Annotated in this window: 18 protein-coding genes; 9 read left to right on the forward strand and 9 right to left on the reverse strand. The window is 72.0% G+C overall.

The window, feature by feature from the left end:
- Positions 1 to 14: 14 nt before the first annotated feature.
- Together LK06_RS06070 and LK06_RS06075 are read left to right on the forward strand one after the other, a co-directional pair.
- Positions 15 to 1,532, forward strand: a complete 1,518-nt coding sequence (locus LK06_RS06070; protein ID WP_043433412.1) for a S8 family serine peptidase — start codon at positions 15 to 17, stop codon at positions 1,530 to 1,532.
- Positions 1,533 to 1,694: 162 nt separating this feature from the next.
- Positions 1,695 to 3,068, forward strand: coding sequence for a CoA transferase (locus LK06_RS06075; RefSeq protein ID WP_039655277.1), 1,374 nt, complete (start codon positions 1,695 to 1,697; stop codon positions 3,066 to 3,068).
- Between the two features lie 287 nt (positions 3,069 to 3,355).
- On the opposite strand, the gene LK06_RS06080 is transcribed toward LK06_RS06075, so the two are convergent.
- The 6 genes from LK06_RS06080 to LK06_RS06105 form a co-directional block, all read right to left on the reverse strand.
- The gene (locus LK06_RS06080) at positions 3,356 to 4,405 is read right to left on the reverse strand and encodes a zinc-dependent alcohol dehydrogenase family protein (protein ID WP_043433414.1); all 1,050 of its coding nucleotides are present in this window, start codon (positions 4,403 to 4,405) and stop codon (positions 3,356 to 3,358) included.
- 121 nt (positions 4,406 to 4,526) lie between these two features.
- On the reverse strand, positions 4,527 to 5,237 hold the full coding sequence (locus LK06_RS06085; protein ID WP_039655279.1) for a VIT1/CCC1 transporter family protein: 711 nt from the start codon (positions 5,235 to 5,237) through the stop codon (positions 4,527 to 4,529).
- Positions 5,238 to 5,337: 100 nt separating this feature from the next.
- Positions 5,338 to 6,576 carry an amidohydrolase family protein gene (locus tag LK06_RS06090; RefSeq protein ID WP_039655280.1) on the reverse strand — a complete coding sequence of 413 codons (1,239 nt, stop codon included), beginning with the start codon at positions 6,574 to 6,576 and terminating at the stop codon, positions 5,338 to 5,340.
- On the reverse strand, positions 6,573 to 7,859 hold the full coding sequence (locus LK06_RS06095) for an amidohydrolase family protein (protein ID WP_039655281.1): 1,287 nt from the start codon (positions 7,857 to 7,859) through the stop codon (positions 6,573 to 6,575). Before LK06_RS06095 ends, LK06_RS06090 begins: the two co-directional genes overlap by 4 nt.
- A gap of 12 nt (positions 7,860 to 7,871) precedes the next feature.
- The gene (locus LK06_RS06100; RefSeq protein ID WP_039655282.1) at positions 7,872 to 8,756 is read right to left on the reverse strand and encodes an SDR family NAD(P)-dependent oxidoreductase; all 885 of its coding nucleotides are present in this window, start codon (positions 8,754 to 8,756) and stop codon (positions 7,872 to 7,874) included.
- Positions 8,756 to 9,553, reverse strand: a complete 798-nt coding sequence (locus LK06_RS06105; RefSeq protein WP_043433416.1) for an acetoacetate decarboxylase family protein — start codon at positions 9,551 to 9,553, stop codon at positions 8,756 to 8,758. Before LK06_RS06105 ends, LK06_RS06100 begins: the two co-directional genes overlap by 1 nt.
- A 100-nt stretch (positions 9,554 to 9,653) precedes the next feature.
- Between LK06_RS06105 and LK06_RS06110 the strand changes: the two genes are divergently transcribed.
- The 7 genes from LK06_RS06110 (at position 9,654) to LK06_RS06140 (ending at position 15,923) form a co-directional block, all read left to right on the forward strand.
- The gene (locus tag LK06_RS06110) at positions 9,654 to 10,322 is read left to right on the forward strand and encodes a TetR/AcrR family transcriptional regulator (protein ID WP_039655284.1); all 669 of its coding nucleotides are present in this window, start codon (positions 9,654 to 9,656) and stop codon (positions 10,320 to 10,322) included.
- Between the two features lie 324 nt (positions 10,323 to 10,646).
- A complete protein-coding gene (locus tag LK06_RS06115; RefSeq protein WP_039655285.1) occupies positions 10,647 to 10,832 on the forward strand; it encodes a hypothetical protein in 186 nt (61 codons plus the stop codon).
- Between the two features lie 144 nt (positions 10,833 to 10,976).
- On the forward strand, positions 10,977 to 11,960 hold the full coding sequence (locus tag LK06_RS06120; protein WP_174673812.1) for a DEDDh family exonuclease: 984 nt from the start codon (positions 10,977 to 10,979) through the stop codon (positions 11,958 to 11,960).
- Between the two features lie 207 nt (positions 11,961 to 12,167).
- Complete coding sequence (locus tag LK06_RS06125) at positions 12,168 to 12,401, forward strand: hypothetical protein (RefSeq protein WP_071659127.1); 234 nt, start codon at positions 12,168 to 12,170, stop codon at positions 12,399 to 12,401.
- A gap of 49 nt (positions 12,402 to 12,450) precedes the next feature.
- The gene (locus LK06_RS06130) at positions 12,451 to 13,248 is read left to right on the forward strand and encodes an SURF1 family cytochrome oxidase biogenesis protein (RefSeq protein WP_043433419.1); all 798 of its coding nucleotides are present in this window, start codon (positions 12,451 to 12,453) and stop codon (positions 13,246 to 13,248) included.
- Positions 13,249 to 13,368: 120 nt separating this feature from the next.
- Entirely contained in the window at positions 13,369 to 15,162 is a 1,794-nt protein-coding gene (locus LK06_RS06135) for a glycoside hydrolase family 15 protein (protein ID WP_039655288.1), read from the forward strand.
- Between the two features lie 5 nt (positions 15,163 to 15,167).
- Positions 15,168 to 15,923 carry an SDR family oxidoreductase gene (locus tag LK06_RS06140; protein ID WP_039655289.1) on the forward strand — a complete coding sequence of 252 codons (756 nt, stop codon included), beginning with the start codon at positions 15,168 to 15,170 and terminating at the stop codon, positions 15,921 to 15,923.
- A gap of 361 nt (positions 15,924 to 16,284) precedes the next feature.
- Here the strand turns inward: LK06_RS06140 and amaP are convergent, their stop codons facing one another.
- The 3 genes from amaP to LK06_RS06160 are packed head-to-tail and all read right to left on the reverse strand — an operon-like array spanning position 16,285 to position 17,923.
- Complete coding sequence (amaP, locus tag LK06_RS06150) at positions 16,285 to 16,866, reverse strand: alkaline shock response membrane anchor protein AmaP (RefSeq protein ID WP_039655384.1); 582 nt, start codon at positions 16,864 to 16,866, stop codon at positions 16,285 to 16,287.
- Between the two features lie 5 nt (positions 16,867 to 16,871).
- Complete coding sequence (locus tag LK06_RS06155; protein ID WP_043433351.1) at positions 16,872 to 17,552, reverse strand: DUF6286 domain-containing protein; 681 nt, start codon at positions 17,550 to 17,552, stop codon at positions 16,872 to 16,874.
- A complete protein-coding gene (locus LK06_RS06160; RefSeq protein ID WP_039655292.1) occupies positions 17,552 to 17,923 on the reverse strand; it encodes an Asp23/Gls24 family envelope stress response protein in 372 nt (123 codons plus the stop codon). Before LK06_RS06160 ends, LK06_RS06155 begins: the two co-directional genes overlap by 1 nt.
- Between the last annotated feature and the right edge of the window lie 4 nt (positions 17,924 to 17,927).

A 17,927-nucleotide genomic window follows, 5' to 3' on the forward strand; every position in this document is an offset into this window, starting at 1 on the left:
GAGAGAACTGACCCATGACCGCGCCCAAGCTGCGCTACCGCCGCGCCCTCGCCGTCCCGGTCGGGATGGTCCTGGCGACGGCGCTCGCGTTACTGCCCGGCGTCACCGCCGCCGCCGCGGACCACACCCCGGCGGTCTCCGCCGACGGGCCCGCGCTCAGTTATGTCGTCAACGTCCGCCAGGGGCACGGTGTCCCGACGCGCGTCCGACAAGCGATCGCCCGGGCCGGGGGGGCGGTGGTGATGGCGTACGACCGGATCGGCGTGATCGTCGTCCACTCGGCCAACCCCGGCTTCGCCGAGGAGATCCGTGCCGTACGCGGAGTGGAGTCGGCCGGCGCCACACGGCACTCGCCGCTGCCCGCCGGGTCCACCACCGGCGTGGACGCCCCAAAGGTACTGAGCGCCCAGCAGGTCGCCGCCGCCGAGGCCCCAGCCGGTCAGGACCCGCTGGAGCCGCTGCAGTGGGACCTGCCTGCCATCAAGGCCGACAAGGCGCACGAGAAGACGTTGGGCAGCCGGAACGTCACGGTCGCGGTCATCGACACCGGCGTGGACGACACCCACCCGGACATCGCACCCAACTTCGACCGCGCGGCCTCAGTCAACTGCGTATCGGGCAAACCGGACACGACCTATGGTGCCTGGCGGCCGAGTGCCTCGGAGAGCCCGCACGGCACGCACGTGGCGGGGGAGATCGCGGCCGCGAAGAACGGCGTGGGCATCACGGGTGTGGCACCGGGCGTCAGGGTGGCCGGGATCAAGGTCGCCGACCCGAACGGGTACTTCTACACGGAGGCCGTGGTCTGCGGCTTCATGTGGGCCGCCGGGCATCACGTCGACGTGACCAACAACAGCTACTACACCGACCCGTGGTACTTCAACTGCCTGGGCGACCCGGACCAGAAGGCACTCGTCGACGCCATCACCCGGGCCTCGCGGTATGCGGAGAGGAAGGGCACGGTCAACGTCGCGGCGGCGGGCAACGAGAGGTACGACCTCGCGTCCGGCTCGATCACCGATCCGGTCTCCCCGAACGACGGCACCCCGTCGGACCGGGTGATCGACCCGCGCGAGTGCTACGACGCACCGGCCCAGCTGCCGGGCGTCGTGACGGTCGCGGCCACCGGCGCCCAGGGGTTGAAGTCGTCCTTCTCCAACTACGGCCTCGGAGTGATCGACATCGCCGCCCCCGGCGGCGACACCACGGCCTATCAGAAGCCGCAGCCCCCGGCGACCAGCGGACTCATCCTGGGGCCGCTGCCGGGAGGCAAATGGGGGTACATGGCGGGTACGTCGATGGCCGCGCCGCATGTCGCCGGGGTTGCCGCATTGATCAAATCAACTCATCCGCATGCCCCGGCAGCCCTGGTGAAAGCGCTGCTGTATGCGGAGGCCGACGCCACACCGTGCACGGACCCCTACGACATCAACGGCGACGGCAAGGTCGACGCGGTGTGCGAGGGGCCGAAGAACTACAACGGCTTCTACGGCTGGGGAACGGCTGATGCACTGGCAGCGGTGACCAGGTAGGCCCGGGCCCGGGTGGGCGGCCGGGCACGCCCCCGGCCGCCCGTCGGTGCAGCCCGACCGGCGGGTCCAGCCGGGTCCGCGGGGCGCGGTCCCGCCGACAGCGGCGCCCTGCGAACCCGACCGGGCCATAAGTTGATTGAATCAATAATGCATAGTGCAGTCATGACAGACATCGCTTTCGCGTGGACTGCACTGGGCGGCGACCCCGCCCTCGTCTCCCGTGTGACGACGGTCGAACGCACGGGCGCCCTCACCGCCCGTCTTCCCGTGCAGCAGCTGGCACGTGCGTGCGTCGGAACGTGTGCGCTGGCCGCCGCCGAACTCGCGGCCCGTCGAGCCGGCCTCGCCGAGGTGCCCGCCGTCCGGCTCGACGACGGCGCGGTCGCGACCGCCTTCCACAGCGAGCGCCTGCTGCGGGTCAGCGGGCGCGCACCGACGGTCTTCGCACCTCTGTCCCGGTTCTGGCCGGCGGCCGACGGCTGGGTACGCACCCACGCCAACTACCCCCATCACCGCGCCCGACTGCTCGGTGCGCTGGGTCTACCCGAGGGCGCCTCCGTGGGGGCGGCAGCCGAACGGTTCGCCGAACGCCCGGCACTGGAAATCGAGGAGGCGGTCTACGGCGCCGGCGGTCTCGCCGTGGCCCTGCGCACCCCCGAGGAGTGGCAGGCCCACGGGCAGGCCGCCGAGGTGGCCGCCCGGCCGCTGGCCGAACGCGCACGGCTGGACTCGACCCGCGCTCGTGTACTTCCCCCGCTCGGTCCGGCCGACGCCCTACTACCCGCCTCCGGAGTCCGCGTCCTCGACCTGACCCGGGTCCTCGCCGGCCCCGTCGCCACCCGCACCCTCGCCCTGCTCGGTGCCGACGTGCTCCGGGTGGACGCCCCGCACCTGCTCGAACTGCCGGACCTGCACGCCGACACCGGCTTCGGGAAACGGTCGGCGGTCCTCGACCTCGCCGCCTGCGGAACGGCCTTCGAGGAGCTACTCGCCTCGGCGGACGTCGTGATCACCGGCTACCGGCCGGGTGCCCTCGACCGGTTCGGGCTCTCCCCGCAGGCCCTGATCGCACGGCGGCCGGGCCTGGTGGTGGCGCAGGTTTCGGCGTGGGGCGGGTACGGGCCCTGGGGCGGGCGGCGCGGTTTCGACAGCCTCGTGCAGGTCGCGACCGGCATCGCGGCGACCGAAGGCTCGGACGGCCGGCCCGGCGCGCTGCCCGCGCAGGCCCTCGACCACGGCACCGGCTACCTGCTGGCGGCGGCCGTGCTGCGGGCGCTGACCGAGCAGTCGTACGACGGGCACGGCCGGTGCGTGGAACTGGCGCTCGCGCGGACCGCCCACTGGCTGATGGACGGCATCCGGCCCGCTCCGGCCACGGGCGCCCAGCACACGGGACCAGAGGCGTGGCTCGCCGAGACGGACAGTACCCTCGGCCGGCTGCGTCACGCCCTGCCACCGCTGTCCTTCGCGGGCGGACCGGCCAACTGGGCCCGGCCTCCGGTGCCCTGGGGCTCGGACCCGGCCAGCTGGTGGTGAGACGTTCGGAACCCGCGGCGCCACAGGGACGGTCCGCTCCGCGGACGCCTGCGCCCCCAGCCGGCGGGCTCCTCACGGCCTGCGGATGCCCCGGACGAGCTGCCGCCGCACCTGGGGGCAGCTCGTCCGGAGCGACACCCCGTGTCGGCAACGCCCGACGTGGCCGATGTGGTACCAGCCGTGTGTGCACCCGCGCCGGCCGGGGCGACCGCCCTGGGGCAGTGACCGCGGTCCCCGTCATCGTCCCGGCACCGTTGCTGCCGATCAGCCGGATTCGCGCCCTGGCGTCACGAGTCGTTGACGACGAGAACCTTGAGCGCGGTGCGCTCGTCCATCGCCTTGTAGCCCTCGGGGACATCCTCGACGCCGACGGTCATGTCGAACACCGGCGAGGGGTCGATCGTGCCGTCGAGGACATCGGGCAACAGGTCGGGGATGTAGGCACGGACGGGGGCGACACCGCCGCGCAGCGCGATGTTCCGCCCGAACATGACCCCGAGGTCCAGGCCGGTGCCGCTGCCGTGGGGCACGCCCACGAAGCCGATCGCGCCACCGTCACGGGTGATGTTGACGGCCGTCCGCATGGACTGCTCGGTGCCGACCGCCTCGATGACCGCATGCGCGCCCTGCCCACGGGTGAGTTCCCGGACGGCCTCGACGGCCGCGTCCCCGCGCTCAGGCACCACATCGGCGGCGCCGAAACGGCGGGCTATGTCGGTGCGGGTCTGGTGCCGGCCCAGGGCGATGATCCGCTCGGCGCCCAGCCGCCCGGCCGCCAGCACCGCACACAGGCCGACCGCGCCGTCGCCGACGACGGCAACCGTGGCACCGGGGCGGACGCCCGCGCCGAGGGCGGCGTGGTGGCCGGTGCCAAGGACGTCGGAGAGGGTCACCAGGGCGGACAGCAGGCCTTCGTCGGAGGCCGCTTCCTTGGGGAGCTGGACGAGCGTGCCGTCGGCGAACGGTACGCGCACGGCTTCGCCCTGGCCGCCGTCGTGACCGACGGAACCCCAGAAGCCACCGTGCTCACAGGAGGTCGTCAGCCCCTCACGGCAGTAGTCGCAGACACCGTCGGACCACTTGAAGGGCGCGACCACCAGGTCGCCGCGGCGGACGGTGCGCACCTCGGGGCCGGTCTCCTCGACGACGCCGAGGAACTCATGGCCGATGCGCTGACCCGGCTGCCGGACGGCGTCGCCCCGGTACGCCCACAGGTCACTGCCGCAGATGCAGGCGCGCAGCACGCGCACCACGGCATCGGTGGGCAGTTGCACCGCAGGCTCGGGCACGTCCTCCACCCGCATGTCGTAGGGGGCGTGGATGGTGGTGGCGCGCATGGCGAGGATCCTTCGGGTGTGTGATCGTGCGGGTTCGCACGGGGTCGTACGAGGCTCGGGTGGGAGCGCGTTCCACCGTACGCCGCCGGTGCGGGCCACGTGCCTGTGGTCCGCGCGCGCATCACACCCCGGCTGCTCCCAGCAGGCTCCCCGCCCCGTAGGTGACCCCCATCGCGAGCGCGCCGCCCGCCACGTTGCGCAGCACCGCCCGTCTCGGGGCCGCAGCACCGAGGCGGGCGCTGGTCCACCCGGTGAGGACGAGGGCGCCCAGCACGCAGACCACGGTGACCGTCAGCCGCCAGTCGGCCGGCGGCAGGACGATGGCCAGCAGGGGCAGTAGTGCACCCGCGGTGAAGGCCAGGAAACTCGCCCAGGCCGCGTGCCAGGGGTTGGCCAGTTCGTCCGGGTTGATGCCGAGTTCCACGCGCGCGTGGGCCTGTAGCGGGTCCCGCGCGGTGAGTTGCTCGGCGGCGTCGCGGGCCACTGCGCGGGACAGGCCGCGCTCCTCCAGCAGCCCGGTCAGCTCCTCCAGTTCGGCGTCCGGCTGATCGCGCAGTTCCCGTTTCTCCAGAGCCAGCGCGGCCAGCTCGGAGTCGCGCTGGGTGGAGACGGAGACGTACTCGCCGGCTGCCATGGACATCGAGCCGGCGAGCAGGCCGGCCAGTCCGGCCGTGAGCAATGCGGACCGGTCTCCGGTCGCACCGGCCACACCGACGACGATTCCGGCGGTGGAGACGATGCCGTCGTTGGCACCCAGCACGGCGGCCCGGAGCCAGTTCAGCCGTGAGCCGAGCGCGCCGGTGTGGGCCTCTTCGTGGGTGGGTTCGGTCACAGGAAGGAGGATCCCATCCCCGGGGGTGGCTGCGCCGCACCGACGCTCCCTGGGCGTCGCTGCGGCCGTCGCTGCCAACCTGACGGGTCCGCGTCCGGCGTCACCACACCCGCACCGACGCTCCCCGTGCGAACACCGGGCTGGTCGCGTCGGCAGGTGGCTGTGCCAGCGGCTCGGCGATCTCCGCCACCGTCGGGCCCACCTTCGCCGCGATGGGGTCCAGAAGACCGAGGTCGAAGCCGTAGACACGGGCCGCGTTGCCGCCGAGCATGGCCGCTGCCTCCGCGCGCGGTACGTCCGCGTAGGCGAACCGCAGGGCCTCGCGGGTGTACGGGAAGGTGCCCTCGTCGTGCGGGTAGTCGCTGCCCCACATGATCTTGTCGACGCCGATGCGCTCACGCAGCGGAACCTCGTGGGGGCGCATGAAGCTGGCTCCGACGAAGCAGTGGTCCCGCCAGACCCCGGACGGCGGTGCGCCCACGCCGGCGGCCAGTCCGACGCCGAACCTGGCCTCGGCGGTGGCGGTCCCGGACTCCTGCGTGGCCGCGTCCGCCAGGCGGCCGTGGTAGTAGTCCAGCATGTCCAGCACTCCGGGGATCCAGCCGGAACCCTGCTCGGTCAGGACCAGCTTCAGCTCCGGGTGGCGGTGGAAGACGCCGCCGAACGCCAGGTGCCACAGGACGCGGTGGGAGAACCAGGTCGTCTCCACCATGAAGACCGCACGGGCGGCCGGCTCCTCGCCGAGCGGCGGGGAAGCCGAACCGGCGTGGTGGTTGACGGGCACGCCGAGTTCGGCGCAGACCGCCCAGATCGGGTCGTACGTCCGTGAGTACAGTTCGGGCAGGCCCGAACCAGGCGGGGTGCCGGGCAGCATCAGCCCGCCCCTGAGGCCTGCCGACGCGGCCCAGCGGATCTCCTTGACCGCCTCCTCGACATCCCCCAGAAGGATCTGGAAGACGCCTGCCCGGCGGCCCGGTGCGGCCGCGCAGAAGTCCGCGAGCCAGCGGTTGTGTGCGCGCAGGCCCGCCCAGCGCCGCTCGAAGTCCCCGGCGTTCGGGGGTGGGGCCATGAGCGAGCCGGACGGGAAGAACGGCGGGATGGTGTTCGGGAAGATCACCTCCGCGACGATCCCGTCCGCCTCCAGCTCCGCCAGACGCCGGTCCGAGTTCCAGTTCCGGTCGGCGGAGTCGGCGAGCAGGTCCTCGTGGGGGTTGACGTAGGTGGCCGCCCAGACGTCGAAGTCGTCGTAGTGACGCTTCTCCAGGTACGGCTTGTAGTCGAGGAGGTCGGCGCCGGCGTGACAGTCGGCGGAGATGACGGTGTACCTGTCGTCGCTCATGAGGTCACTCCCAGCACCGGGAAGTCATGGCCCGTCAGCCAGTGCCGGCCCGTCTCGCGCGAGCGCGCCCAGGACGCCTCCACGGCGGCCTGGCCGGCCGGCTGGCCGAGATCGGCGGGGGTGGGGCCGATGCGGCGGGCCAGGGGTGCGAGCCCGTCGGTGTCGAAGCCGAAGACCTCGGCCGCGGCGAGGCCGAGCATGCGGCGGGTCTCGGTGACCGGGATGTCGTGGAAGGTGCGGCGCAGCCAGGCGCGTGTGTCCGGCCAGGTGCCCTCCGGGTGCGGGAAGTCGCTGCCCCACAGGATGTTGTCGACGCCGATCTCGTAGCGTTGGGCCAGTTCACGCCGCTTGGTGTTGGTGGCGCAGATGAACACCTGCCGGTCCAGGTATGCGTGCGGGGGGCGCTTCAACTCCTCGAACGGGGAGAGCTTCTTTCCGCCGTGCGCCCCGAGGTAGAGGCGGTCCATGAACCAGAGCAGGTTCGGCAGCCACCAGCAGCCCGACTCCGCGACCCCGAAGCGCAGCCCCGGGTGACGTTCGAAGACGCCGGACCAAAGCAGGAACCACAGTGGTCGGGCTGGCCACCAGGTGACCTCGGAGACGTAGATGCCGAGGTGGTCGCCGTATTCGTGGCGCGGGGCGGCGCCGGAGTGGGTGAGGACCGGCATGCGGCACTCGGCCGCCGCCGCCCACACGGGGTCGTAGCGGCGGTCGTGGTACGGCTCGCCACCGGCCCATCTGCACGGGATCATCAGAGCGCCGAGGCCCGACTCCTTCGCCCGGTGGATCTCGGCCACCACCCGGTCCACGGGGGCCGTGACCGGCAGCATGGCGACCCCGCAGTGGCGCTCGGGGCGCTCGGAGACGAACTCCGCCAGCCAGCGGTTGTGCGCCTGCGCGCCGGCCATGCCCAGCTCGGGATCCTGATCGCCGGACAGGCCGAGGCCCACGCCGAAGGGTGCGGCGGTCCGACTGTCCACGGCGTCGGCATCGGGGAAGACCACCTCGGCGGCCACCCCGTCCCCGTCCAGCTCCTTCAGCCGCTGCGCCACGTCCCAGCCACCGCGCAGTCCCTCCGCGTGGTCGTGGAACCACCGGTCGGCGAACTCCGCGTTGCGGATGCCGAGGCGGGTCATCTCCTCGCGGCGCCGGTCGCGGCCCGCGAGGAACTCGTCGAAGTCCCGATGGAACCGGGCCTCCAGGTAGGGCCGGTACCGCTCGGTGGGCAGCCCGGCATGACAGTCGGAGGAGATGATCAGATACGGATCGTCCCGGCCGGTCACCACGGCCTCCTCTCAGTCGAGGATGAAGTGCTCCAGATACGACGGATTCGCCCGGTCCAGCATCGAGCGCGCCCGCGCGCGGATCAGGTCGTCGCTGTGCGCGCTCGGGGGCAGCAGCCAGAAACGGTCGGCGCGGACGCCCGTCACGACGAGTTCGGCGACCTCCTCCACGGAGGTGAAGCGGACCTCCCGGCCGGCCTCCCGCATCGCCGCCTCCCACTGGCCGAGGCTGCGGTACGGCGTCCTGCGCGGGCGCTCTTTGGCGTAGCGCGTGGGACGGTTGCGGTGCGACTCCCACAGGCCGGTGCGGAGCATGTGCGGCCCTGGGAAGAGCACCGAGGCGCCGACGCGGGCGTGCTCGGCCCTCAGATGGGCGTACAGGGACTCGGTCATGGTGACGACGGCCGCCTTGGTCACCGCGTATACGGAGGCGGTGGGCAGCGGGGCGATACCGCCGTCACCGGAGGACGTGTTGACGACATGACCGGGTTGACCGGATTCGATCATCCTCGGCACGAAGGCCTGGATGCCGTGGAAGACACCCCACACGTTGACGGCGAAGGCCCATTGCCAGTCGTTCGGTTCGTGCTCCCACATGCGTCCCTCGGCCCCGGAGCCGACTCCGGCGTTGTTGCACAGGACGTGCACGGCGCCGTACGCCTCGTACGCCGACTCGGCCAGTTGCCCGACCTGGTCGCGTACGCCGACGTCAACCACCCGCGCGAGCACCTCTGCGCCCTCGGCGCGCAGGCCGGCGGCGGCCCGCTCCAGCGCGCCCGCCTCGATGTCCGCGAGGACGACCTTCAGTCCCTCGGCCGCGAACCGCCGTGCCATCGCGAGTCCGATCCCGCTCGCCGCCCCGGTGACGACGGCGACCTGCCCTGCCCGCAGATCCATCAGCGGCCTCCTTCCGGCGGTGCGTCGAGGACCTGGAGCGGGTCGTCGTAGCGCTGGTGGAGGTAAGGAAGCAGGGCCTGGGCCTCGACGCGTTCGACGACCCGACCGCTCTGGTCGCTGGTCTTCTCGCCGAAGGTGATGTCGCGCAGCCGCAGCACCGGAAGGTCGGCGACAGGGTCGTAGACCGACTCGCGCAGGACGACCTCTCCGGTGATCCGCTCCAGCCGGCGCGCCGTTTCCCTGCGCACGCAGTGCACGAGAACGGGGTCGGCGTCGAAGCCGGAACCGTTCACGGCGGGAAGGCACTTGAAGTAGAAGTCGGTCTTGCTGGCCGGCTCCGGGAGGGGCAGTTCACCGCTCACCGTGCCCCGGATCTCCACGAAGGCGATGCCGTGCCGCGCCATCGACGCGCGCACGACGAGCCCGTCGCGCTCGACGGTGACCTCGCCCAGCTTCTTGGGCTCCCCGAAGACCTCCCGACCGCCGGTGAGGGCCCGTTCGCTGGTCATCGGCATGACCAGCGGGTACCACCCCTCAACCGTGCCGTGGACGGCCGCGACCGCGACCGAGCCGGCGCCGAGTGGGTGTCCGGGCAGGTCGACCTTGCTGACGGTCACCCTGACGAGCGGACTGCCGGTGGGCTTCAGGGGCGGTGGCAGCACCGCCGCGACCGCGTCCGGGGCAGTCTCCCAGACGGCCACCGTGGCGGTGGACCAGATCCCGGGGAGCCGTGTGCTCGCGGTGCGCGTGGCGGCGATCTCCCGCTCGGTCCGTGCGCCGTACCGTACGCGTGCCATACGCCGTACCGCCTTTCTCCTGACGGGCCGTCACCTGTAACACAGTTACAGCAGACCTGGCGCCGGGTAAAGAGACGCGTACTGGAGGGAGTTGGGGATCATGCCGAGCAGGGCAAGGGTCACACTGACCCGGGAGAGCGTGCTGGACGCCGCCGCGGAACTGGTACGAAGGCACGGACCGGCGGCTCTCACCATGCGCAGGCTGGCGGCCGAGCTGGGCACCGCCGTAACGTCGATCTACTGGCATGTCGGAGGGCGGGAAGCGCTGCTCGACGCCCTCGTGGAGCGGACCATGACCGGTCTCGGTGAGATCCGGCCGTCCGGGCGCACGCCCGAGCACCGTGTGGTCTCCATCGCCAGCTCCCTACGCCGCCAGCTGCGCGGTCACCCGCACCTGGTGGCCCTGGTGCACGAACGCGGCCTGACCGAGCGGATGTTCCTGCCCGCTCAGCAGGCGCTGGTGCGCGAAGCGCACGCGGCCGGACTGCGCGGCGCACGGGCCGCCGAGTTCGTCCGGGCCGTACAGTTCCAGGTCGTAGGGCATGTCCTGGTTGAGCGCAATCGCGAGCGGGCCCCGGCGCAGAACCCCGGCGAGGCGGAGTTGTGGCGCGCCGGAACGGCCGGGGACGACCCGGCGTTGGCCCGCGCGCTGGCCCGCCCGGTGGACACGGAGCGGCTGTTCGAGACGACCGTACGGGCGCTGGTGCGGTGCTTGCTGACGGCACGCGGCACCGGACCGGCAGGCCACGGGACGGTACGCGGAAGATGACTGGCGGGCCCATTCGCGCGCGCCGGGAGGACGTGCTGCGGCACCCGGTCCTGTGCAAGCGGGCCCGAAGACCTTGCACCCCTTCGAGCACCGTGCTCGGTATCCGCGGGCCGCCCTCGCCTTCGTCGTGCTGCGCGGCGCCGACCGCGCCAAAACGGCCCTGGGCGAGGCGCTGCTGAGCACGGCTGCCGTGCATCCGCAGGCCGCTCCCGGCGCCGCCGACCCACTGTGGTCTTCCCTGCGCTGCGAGGGGGAGGCGGACACGGCGTTCGCCGCCCGGGGGTCCTCGCGGAGCCGGATCGGCGGGAACCCACCACGAGCGACGTGGCGAACGCTGATGCCCGTGCAGGAGAGGCGGCCTCGCAGAAGCACGTGCTGCTCGCCCTGGCGCACGACGGGGTGGCACCAGAAGGCGCGACCGGTGCGCTGCACCGGCTACTGCCGGGTCCGACCGACGACTGCGGCCCGGACCCGCTGGCGGCCGGGGATCTGGTAGCGGCGCCGGGGTGACGCCCGACGCACGTGCGCGCCCGGCGGCCCACCCACCCGGAAAAACGCACACTTGTCCGACCATCGAGCACGCGGACCGTCCGCGCCATCCTGCCGGCACCTGGAATTCGGCCCTGTCAGTGGGGGCCCGTATCCTCAGTGACCATGCTCGAAGACCGTGCGACCGCAGTGTCCTCCCCCACCCAGTGGCCGACCGCGTATCCCCAGGGATACGCGGTCGTTGACGTGGAGACCACCGGCCTGGCCCGGGACGACCGGATCATCTCGGCGGCCGTCTACCGGCTGGACGCGCACGGCGAGGTCGAGGACCACTGGTACACGCTGGTCAACCCGGAGCGAGACCCGGGCCCCGTATGGATACACGGTCTGACGAGCGAGGTCCTCCGAGGGGCGCCCTTGTTCGCGGACGTCGCCGAGGAGTTCGCCGCCCGCCTGGAGGGACGGGTACTAGTCGCGCACAACGCCGTCTTCGACTGGCAGATGATCGCGCGCGAGTACGCCCGGGTGCAGCGCGAGGCGCCCGTGCGGCAACGGCTCTGCACCATCGCGCTGTCGAAGGAGCTGGGGCTGCCGCTACCCAACTTCAAACTGGAGTCGCTGGCGGCGCACTTCGGGGTGGTCCAGCAGCGGGCGCACCATGCTCTGGACGACGCCCGCGTGCTGGCGGAGGCATTTCGGCCCAGCCTGCGGGCCGCGGCGGCCGGAGGTGTGCGCCTGCCACTGCTGGAGTGCCGCCCGCTGACGGAGTGGTCGGACCGGCCCGTTCCCCGGCAGCCGTCCGGCGGCTACGGCGGCTACCGTCAGAGCAGTTGGCGCCCGTCGCGGAAGCGACCCGCCTGTCCCTACCCCAACCCCGGCCGCTACGAGGCAGGCAAACGGCTCAAACAGGGCATGCGGGTGGCATTCTCCGGGGACACCGGCACCGAGCGGGAACTACTGGAGGACCGGGCCATCGAGGCCGGACTGCACGTGGCCTCCAACATTTCCCGGCTGACCAGTCTGCTGGTCACCAACGACCCCGACTCGGGCACCTCCAAGACAGTCCGGGCACGCCAGTACGGGACACCGGTCGTCGACGAGGCAGCCTTCGGGCAACTGCTCCGGGACGTGGAGCCCGCCGACGACTGACCGGCCCGACCTCCGGCTCGGAACGGGGCGGAAACGCAGCGCACCCGACCGACGGGCGCGGCAGGAGCGACGCGACCCACCACGCGGACGTGGCACCGGCCGCAGGCTGCACGGGCACGGCGGGCGACCCGTACGAACGGGTGAATGGCACACGACTCACCCGACGGCCGCTCGCCCGCAGGTCAGCGACGGCCCACCCTGTGGCGCATGGCGAGATGCGAAGTTTGCGGCAATGACTACGGAATGACCTTTGAGGTGCACGCGCAGGGTGCCGTGCATGTCTTCGACTGCTTCTCCTGTGCGATCCACCGCATGGCCCCCATCTGTGAGCACTGCCGGGTGCAGATCATCGGCCAGGGCGTGGAGGTGGAGGGCCACTGGTACTGCGGTGCGCACTGCGCACGCGCGGAGGGGAGGACCGGCATCGTCGACCGGGTGTGACCCGGCACCCGCCTGCTCGCACCCCACGGCTCGGAGGTACCGTCGTGGGGTGCACCGCTACCGCTTCCTGTTGTCCCGCCAGTGGGTGTTCCTCACCCTCTTCGCGATCGCCCTGATCCCGACGATGATCAGGCTGGGCTTCTGGCAGCAGCACCGGTACCAGGAGCGCACCGCACGCAATGACCTGGTCACCGAGGCGCTGCACGCCAAGTCGGTCCCGGTCGAGAGGCTGACCTCTCCCGGGCACGCCGTGACCCGGACCGAAAAGTACCGCACGGTTACCGCGACCGGCACCTTCGACACCGCCGAGGAAGTAGTGGTCCGGCGCCGGACCAACTCCGACGGCGAGGTCGGTTTCCACGTCCTCACCCCGTTCGTCCTCACGGACGGCAAGGTGCTGCTCGTCAACCGCGGCTGGATCCCCGCGAACGGTGCACAGACCGACTTCCCCAAGATCGCCGCCCCACCGGCCGGCCGAACCACGATCACCGGGCGGCTGAAGGCCGACGAGACGACCGCAGCGAGCGGCATCAAGAACGTCAAGGGTCTCCCCGACCGTCAGATCATGCTGATCAACAGTGTGGAAGAGGCACGACGGCTCGGTGCACAGGTGCTCGGCGGCTATGTGGAGCAGACAGCGCCGGCGTCCAAGGGCGGCTCCCCGGAGCAGATCTCCGACCCGGGCCGCGAGGACGCCCCGCTGAACTACGCGTACATGCTCCAGTGGTGGCTGTTCGCCGCGGCGGTCCCGGTCGGCTGGTGGTTCCTGGTCCGGCGCGAGATCCGCGACCGGGAGGAGGCCGCGGCCAAGGAGGAGCCTGAGGAGGCGGAACCGGCCGCCGTGTGACCTCCACACCGCAGCTGGCTCTCCCCGTCCGGGTTCCCCGGCACTCCCGTTCCCGAGGAAACGTCACTCCGCCGGCGCACCACCTGATAGCCCCACTGATCAGCCGGGAACCCGGATGCCGTGAACGCGCGCATCGAGGACTACGCTCTCATCGGCGACGAGCAGACCGCCGCCCTGGTCGGCAGGGACGGTTCGATCGACTGGCTGTGCCTGCCCCGCTTCGACTCCGGCGCCTGCTTCGCCAGACTGCTGGGCGACGAGCACCACGGCCACTGGCGGATCGCCCCCGAGGGAGCCGGAACCTGCGCTCGACGCGCTTACCGGTCCGACACCCTCGTCCTCGACACCGAGTGGGAGACCGGCGACGGCACGGTGCGGGTCACCGACCTGATGCCGCAGCGCGATCGCGCTCCCGACGTCGTACGCATCGTCGAAGGGGTCCGCGGCCGGGCCACCGTCCGCAGCACCCTGCGCCTGCGCTTCGACTACGGCTCGATCATGCCGTGGGTACGCCGCCTGGACGGTCACCGGGTGGCCGTGGCAGGCCCGGACTCGGTGTGGCTGCGCGCCGAGCCGCCCGTGCGTACCTGGGGCGAGGACTTCTGCACGCACTCCGAGTTCACCCTCGCCGAGGGCGAGCGGGTGGCGTTCGTGCTGACCTGGCACCCCTCGCACGAGCCGCGCCCGCCGCTCATCGACCCGTACGAGGCACTGGAGAGCAGCGTCACCGACTGGCGGCGCTGGGCACGGCAGTGCAGGTACGACGGTCCCTACCGGAACGCGGTCGTGCGGTCCCTGATCACCCTCAAGGCGCTCACCTACGCCCCGACCGGTGGGATCGTGGCCGCGGCGACCACCTCGCTGCCCGAGAAGCCCGGTGGCGTGCGCAACTGGGACTACCGCTACTGCTGGCTGCGGGACTCCACCCTCGCCCTCGGCGCGCTGCTCGCCGCGGGCTACCAGGAAGAAGCCCAGGCCTGGCGCGACTGGCTGCTGCGCGCCGTTGCCGGCGACCCGGCCGATCTGCAGATCATGTACGGGGTCGCGGGCGAGCGCCGGTTGTCGGAGACCGAGTTGCCCTGGCTGCCCGGCTTCGCCGGCTCCACGCCCGTACGGACCGGCAACGGTGCGGTGGACCAGTTCCAGCTCGATGTGTACGGCGAGGTGATGGACACGCTGTCGCTGGCCCGCGGCGCGGATCTGCCCACCCTGCCGCACATGTGGGCCCTGCAGTGCGTGCTGATGCGGTTCCTTCAGACGGCATGGCGGCAACCGGACGAGGGCCTGTGGGAGGTGCGCGGAGGCCGCCGACACTTCGTGCACTCCAAGGTGATGGCCTGGGTGGCCGCCGACCGGGCGGTGCGGACCCTGGAGCAACACCAGGAAACGCTCGGCGACCTGGAGGACTGGCGCGCACTGCGCGACGAGATCCACCGGGAGGTGTGCGAGAAGGGCTTCGACGCCGAACGCAACACCTTCACCCAGTACTACGGATCCCGGGAACTGGACGCCGCGCTGCTCCTCATCCCGCGTGTCGGATTCCTGCCGCCGGACGATCCGCGGGTCACCGGCACGATCGACGCGATCCGCGACGACCTCGGTCACGGCGGCTTCGTACGCCGCTATGACACCGAAGCCCCCGGGGGTTCGGTGATCGACGGATTGCCCAGCGGCGAAGGAGCCTTCCTGGCCTGCTCCTTCTGGCTGGCCGACGCACTGCACCGGACCGGCCGGACGCAGGAGGCCCGGGAGCTGTTCGACCGGCTGGTCGGCCTGTGCAACGACGTCGGCCTGCTGGCCGAGGAGTACGACCCCGCCGGCGACCGGCAGCTCGGTAACTTTCCGCAGGCATTCAGCCACATCGGTCTGGTCAACACCGCCCTCACCCTATTCGGCGGCGACCAGGCAGGATAGGAACCATGGATCTTGGACTGAAGGATCGGGTGTACATCGTCACCGGAGCCACCCGCGGACTGGGCAACGCGGCCGCACGGGAGCTCGTGGCCGACGGGGCGAAGGTGGTGATCACCGGCCGGGACGAGAAGCGGGTCCGCGACGCCGCCGCCGGACTGGGGCCGAATGCGGCGGGCGTGGCCGTGGACAACGCCGACGCACAGGCTCCCGAGCGGCTGATCGCTGCCGCCCGTGAGCACTTCGGCGGCTTCCACGGCGTACTGGTGAGTGTGGGCGGCCCGCCACCCGGGTTCGTGGCCGACACCACCGACGAGCAGTGGCGAGACGCCTTCGAGTCGGTGTTCCTCGGCGCGGTACGGATCGCTCGCGCGGCGGCAGCCGAACTGGAGCCGGACGGGGTCATCGGGTTCGTTCTGTCGGGATCGGTGCACGAACCGATCCCTGGTCTGACCGTGTCCAACGGGTTGCGGCCCGGGCTTGCCGGGTTCGCCAAGTCGATTGCCGACGAGCTGGGGCCGCGCGGGATCCGGGTGGTGGGGCTGCTGCCCTCGCGCATCGACACGGACCGCGTCCGCGAACTGGACGGCTTGTCGGCGGATCCGGAGGCCACACGTGCCGCCAACGAGTCCCGGATCCCACTGCGGAGGTACGGCAGGCCGGAGGAGTTCGGGAAGACCGCGGCATTCTTGCTGTCCCCGGCGGCTTCCTATCTGACCGGGACCATGGTGCCGGTGGACGGGGGGATGCGGCACGGATTCTGAGCTGAGGACGTGTGCGCGGCCACCATCGGCCGGCCCGTTCCACCGCGCCGCCGGCCGCTCCCCCAGGCTGGCTTGTTGCGTGGTGCCGCCGGAGAAGCCGGTCGGGGTGACGGAGCGTCACCCCGACGAAACGACCACCACCTACACGGCAACCGACGCGGGGGCCTCGTCGGCGAACAGGCTGGAGCTGTGTCCGTCACGGGATGTCGAGCTGGCCTCGTACCGCTTCACCTCGGCGACACCGCGTCCAGCCGGTCCCGCAACATCCTCGAAGCCCTTGTGGGTGACGACGGCACCGGCTTCACGGCTGGCCGGCCCTTCCCCAGCGCACCGCCGACCTCCGCGCACTCCCCGAAGCGTGTCAACTGACCCTCTCCGCACGATGTTTGGTGGCCCTCAGCCGTACCTCCGCCGAAAGTGAAGGCCAGCCGGCCGATCGGCTCGCGTGCCTCAACGCCTGGGCGGTGAACTCGTTCAGGGCCGTCGCGGGGTCCACGTTCGGTTCCAGTTGCAGCCGAACGCGCACCCTGCGTGCCGTTCGACGGCCCTGGAGCAGTACCTCGGCGTGGGCCACGCCCTCCTGCCGGGCGCTGTCCTGTGCCAGAGCCGACTCCAGGGCCCTGCCCCGGAGTACGGCGCCTTCGCCGTCGCCGGTGTCGACCAAGATCTCGGTCAGCCGGTGCCGACGGAGGACCGCCGTCAGCCACCACAGGGCGAGCAGCAGCACCACGGCCAGGACAGCTATGACCACCGGCCACCACCAGTCGGTGTCCCGCCAGCGTGTTCGTTCGGCCTTGCTGAGTAGGACGTCGTGCGGACCGGTGTGGATCCACCAGGAGGGCGGCGGTGCTCCCAGGCCGACGGCGAGGACTGAGCCGCCGAGCACGAGCAGCACCAGGCCCACGAGTGCGAGCAGCACACGGTTGATGCTCCCGGAGCCCATCGCGGTCACCCCTTCCGTCCGGGCCGTGCCACCCGCACCGACAGTGCGGGCGGCCGGGCCAGCCCGAGGCCCCGGATCGCATCACCAAGTGAAGTGTTCAGGTCAGTACGCACCTCGCCCGGGTCGCGGAAGTGCGCGACGGCACGGACATCGGCCTTCCTCCGGCGCATTCGCACCCGTACCGCTCGCACTCCGGACACATCCATGGCCCGGTCGCGCAGCAGCAGCGCCGCCGCGTCGCGTTGGAGGGCTGCGCGGACTTCGGGGCGCGGGCGCCGCATGGGCAGCAGGCCGCGCAGACCTGGCGTGGCCGCGAGGACGATCAGCCACAGGCCGAGGGCGGCTGCGACGCCCGCGCCGGCCAGCACCACGGTGTCGTCCAGGTGCCTTTCGGCCAGCTGCCGGGCCAGTTCACGGCGCCAGCGCATCGCGGGACGGTGGACGCGTACGGCGGCGATGTCGTACAGCAGGAGGCCGGTGCCGCCCAGGAGGAGGAGAGCGGCAGTGCCGGCGGGGACGCGGCGCGACGACCACAACCGGCCGCTGCCCGCGGGCGCGGGCCCGCCGGCGCCGGGCGTGTGGTCATGTGCCTTTCCGACGCCCTGGTCATTGCCCTGGTCGTGGGTCTGGTCGTGGGTCTGGTCGTGCGTGCCGTCGCGGGTCGGGGTACGGCGCGGCTCGTTCATCACGCCCTCCCCTGGAGGGTGCCGGGTGTCGGTGCCAGGTGCAACCGTTCGACCTGGACGGCGACCTCGGGCACCGCCATGCCCGCCAGCGCGGACACCCGCTCGACGACCTGACGGCGGACCGCGGCGCATCGGGCCCCGACGTCACAGGGATAACCGAGTTCGAGGTGGACCCGGATGCGGGCGGCGTCGTGCCGGACCACGACCGTGGCGTGCGGGGCAGCCGCCTCACCGGGTGGCGAGGGGAGCGCCTCGCGGGCGGCCCGTGCCGCGATCTTCGCCACGACCCGGTCGGCGATCCGGGTGGCGCCGCGCTCGCCCGGTGGCACGAGGGCCGACGCCGGGCGCACCGTGCCGGTCTCGGTGCTCACCGGG

The organism is Streptomyces pluripotens (assembly GCF_000802245.2).
Taxonomy (GTDB): Bacteria; Actinomycetota; Actinomycetes; order Streptomycetales; family Streptomycetaceae; genus Streptomyces; species Streptomyces pluripotens.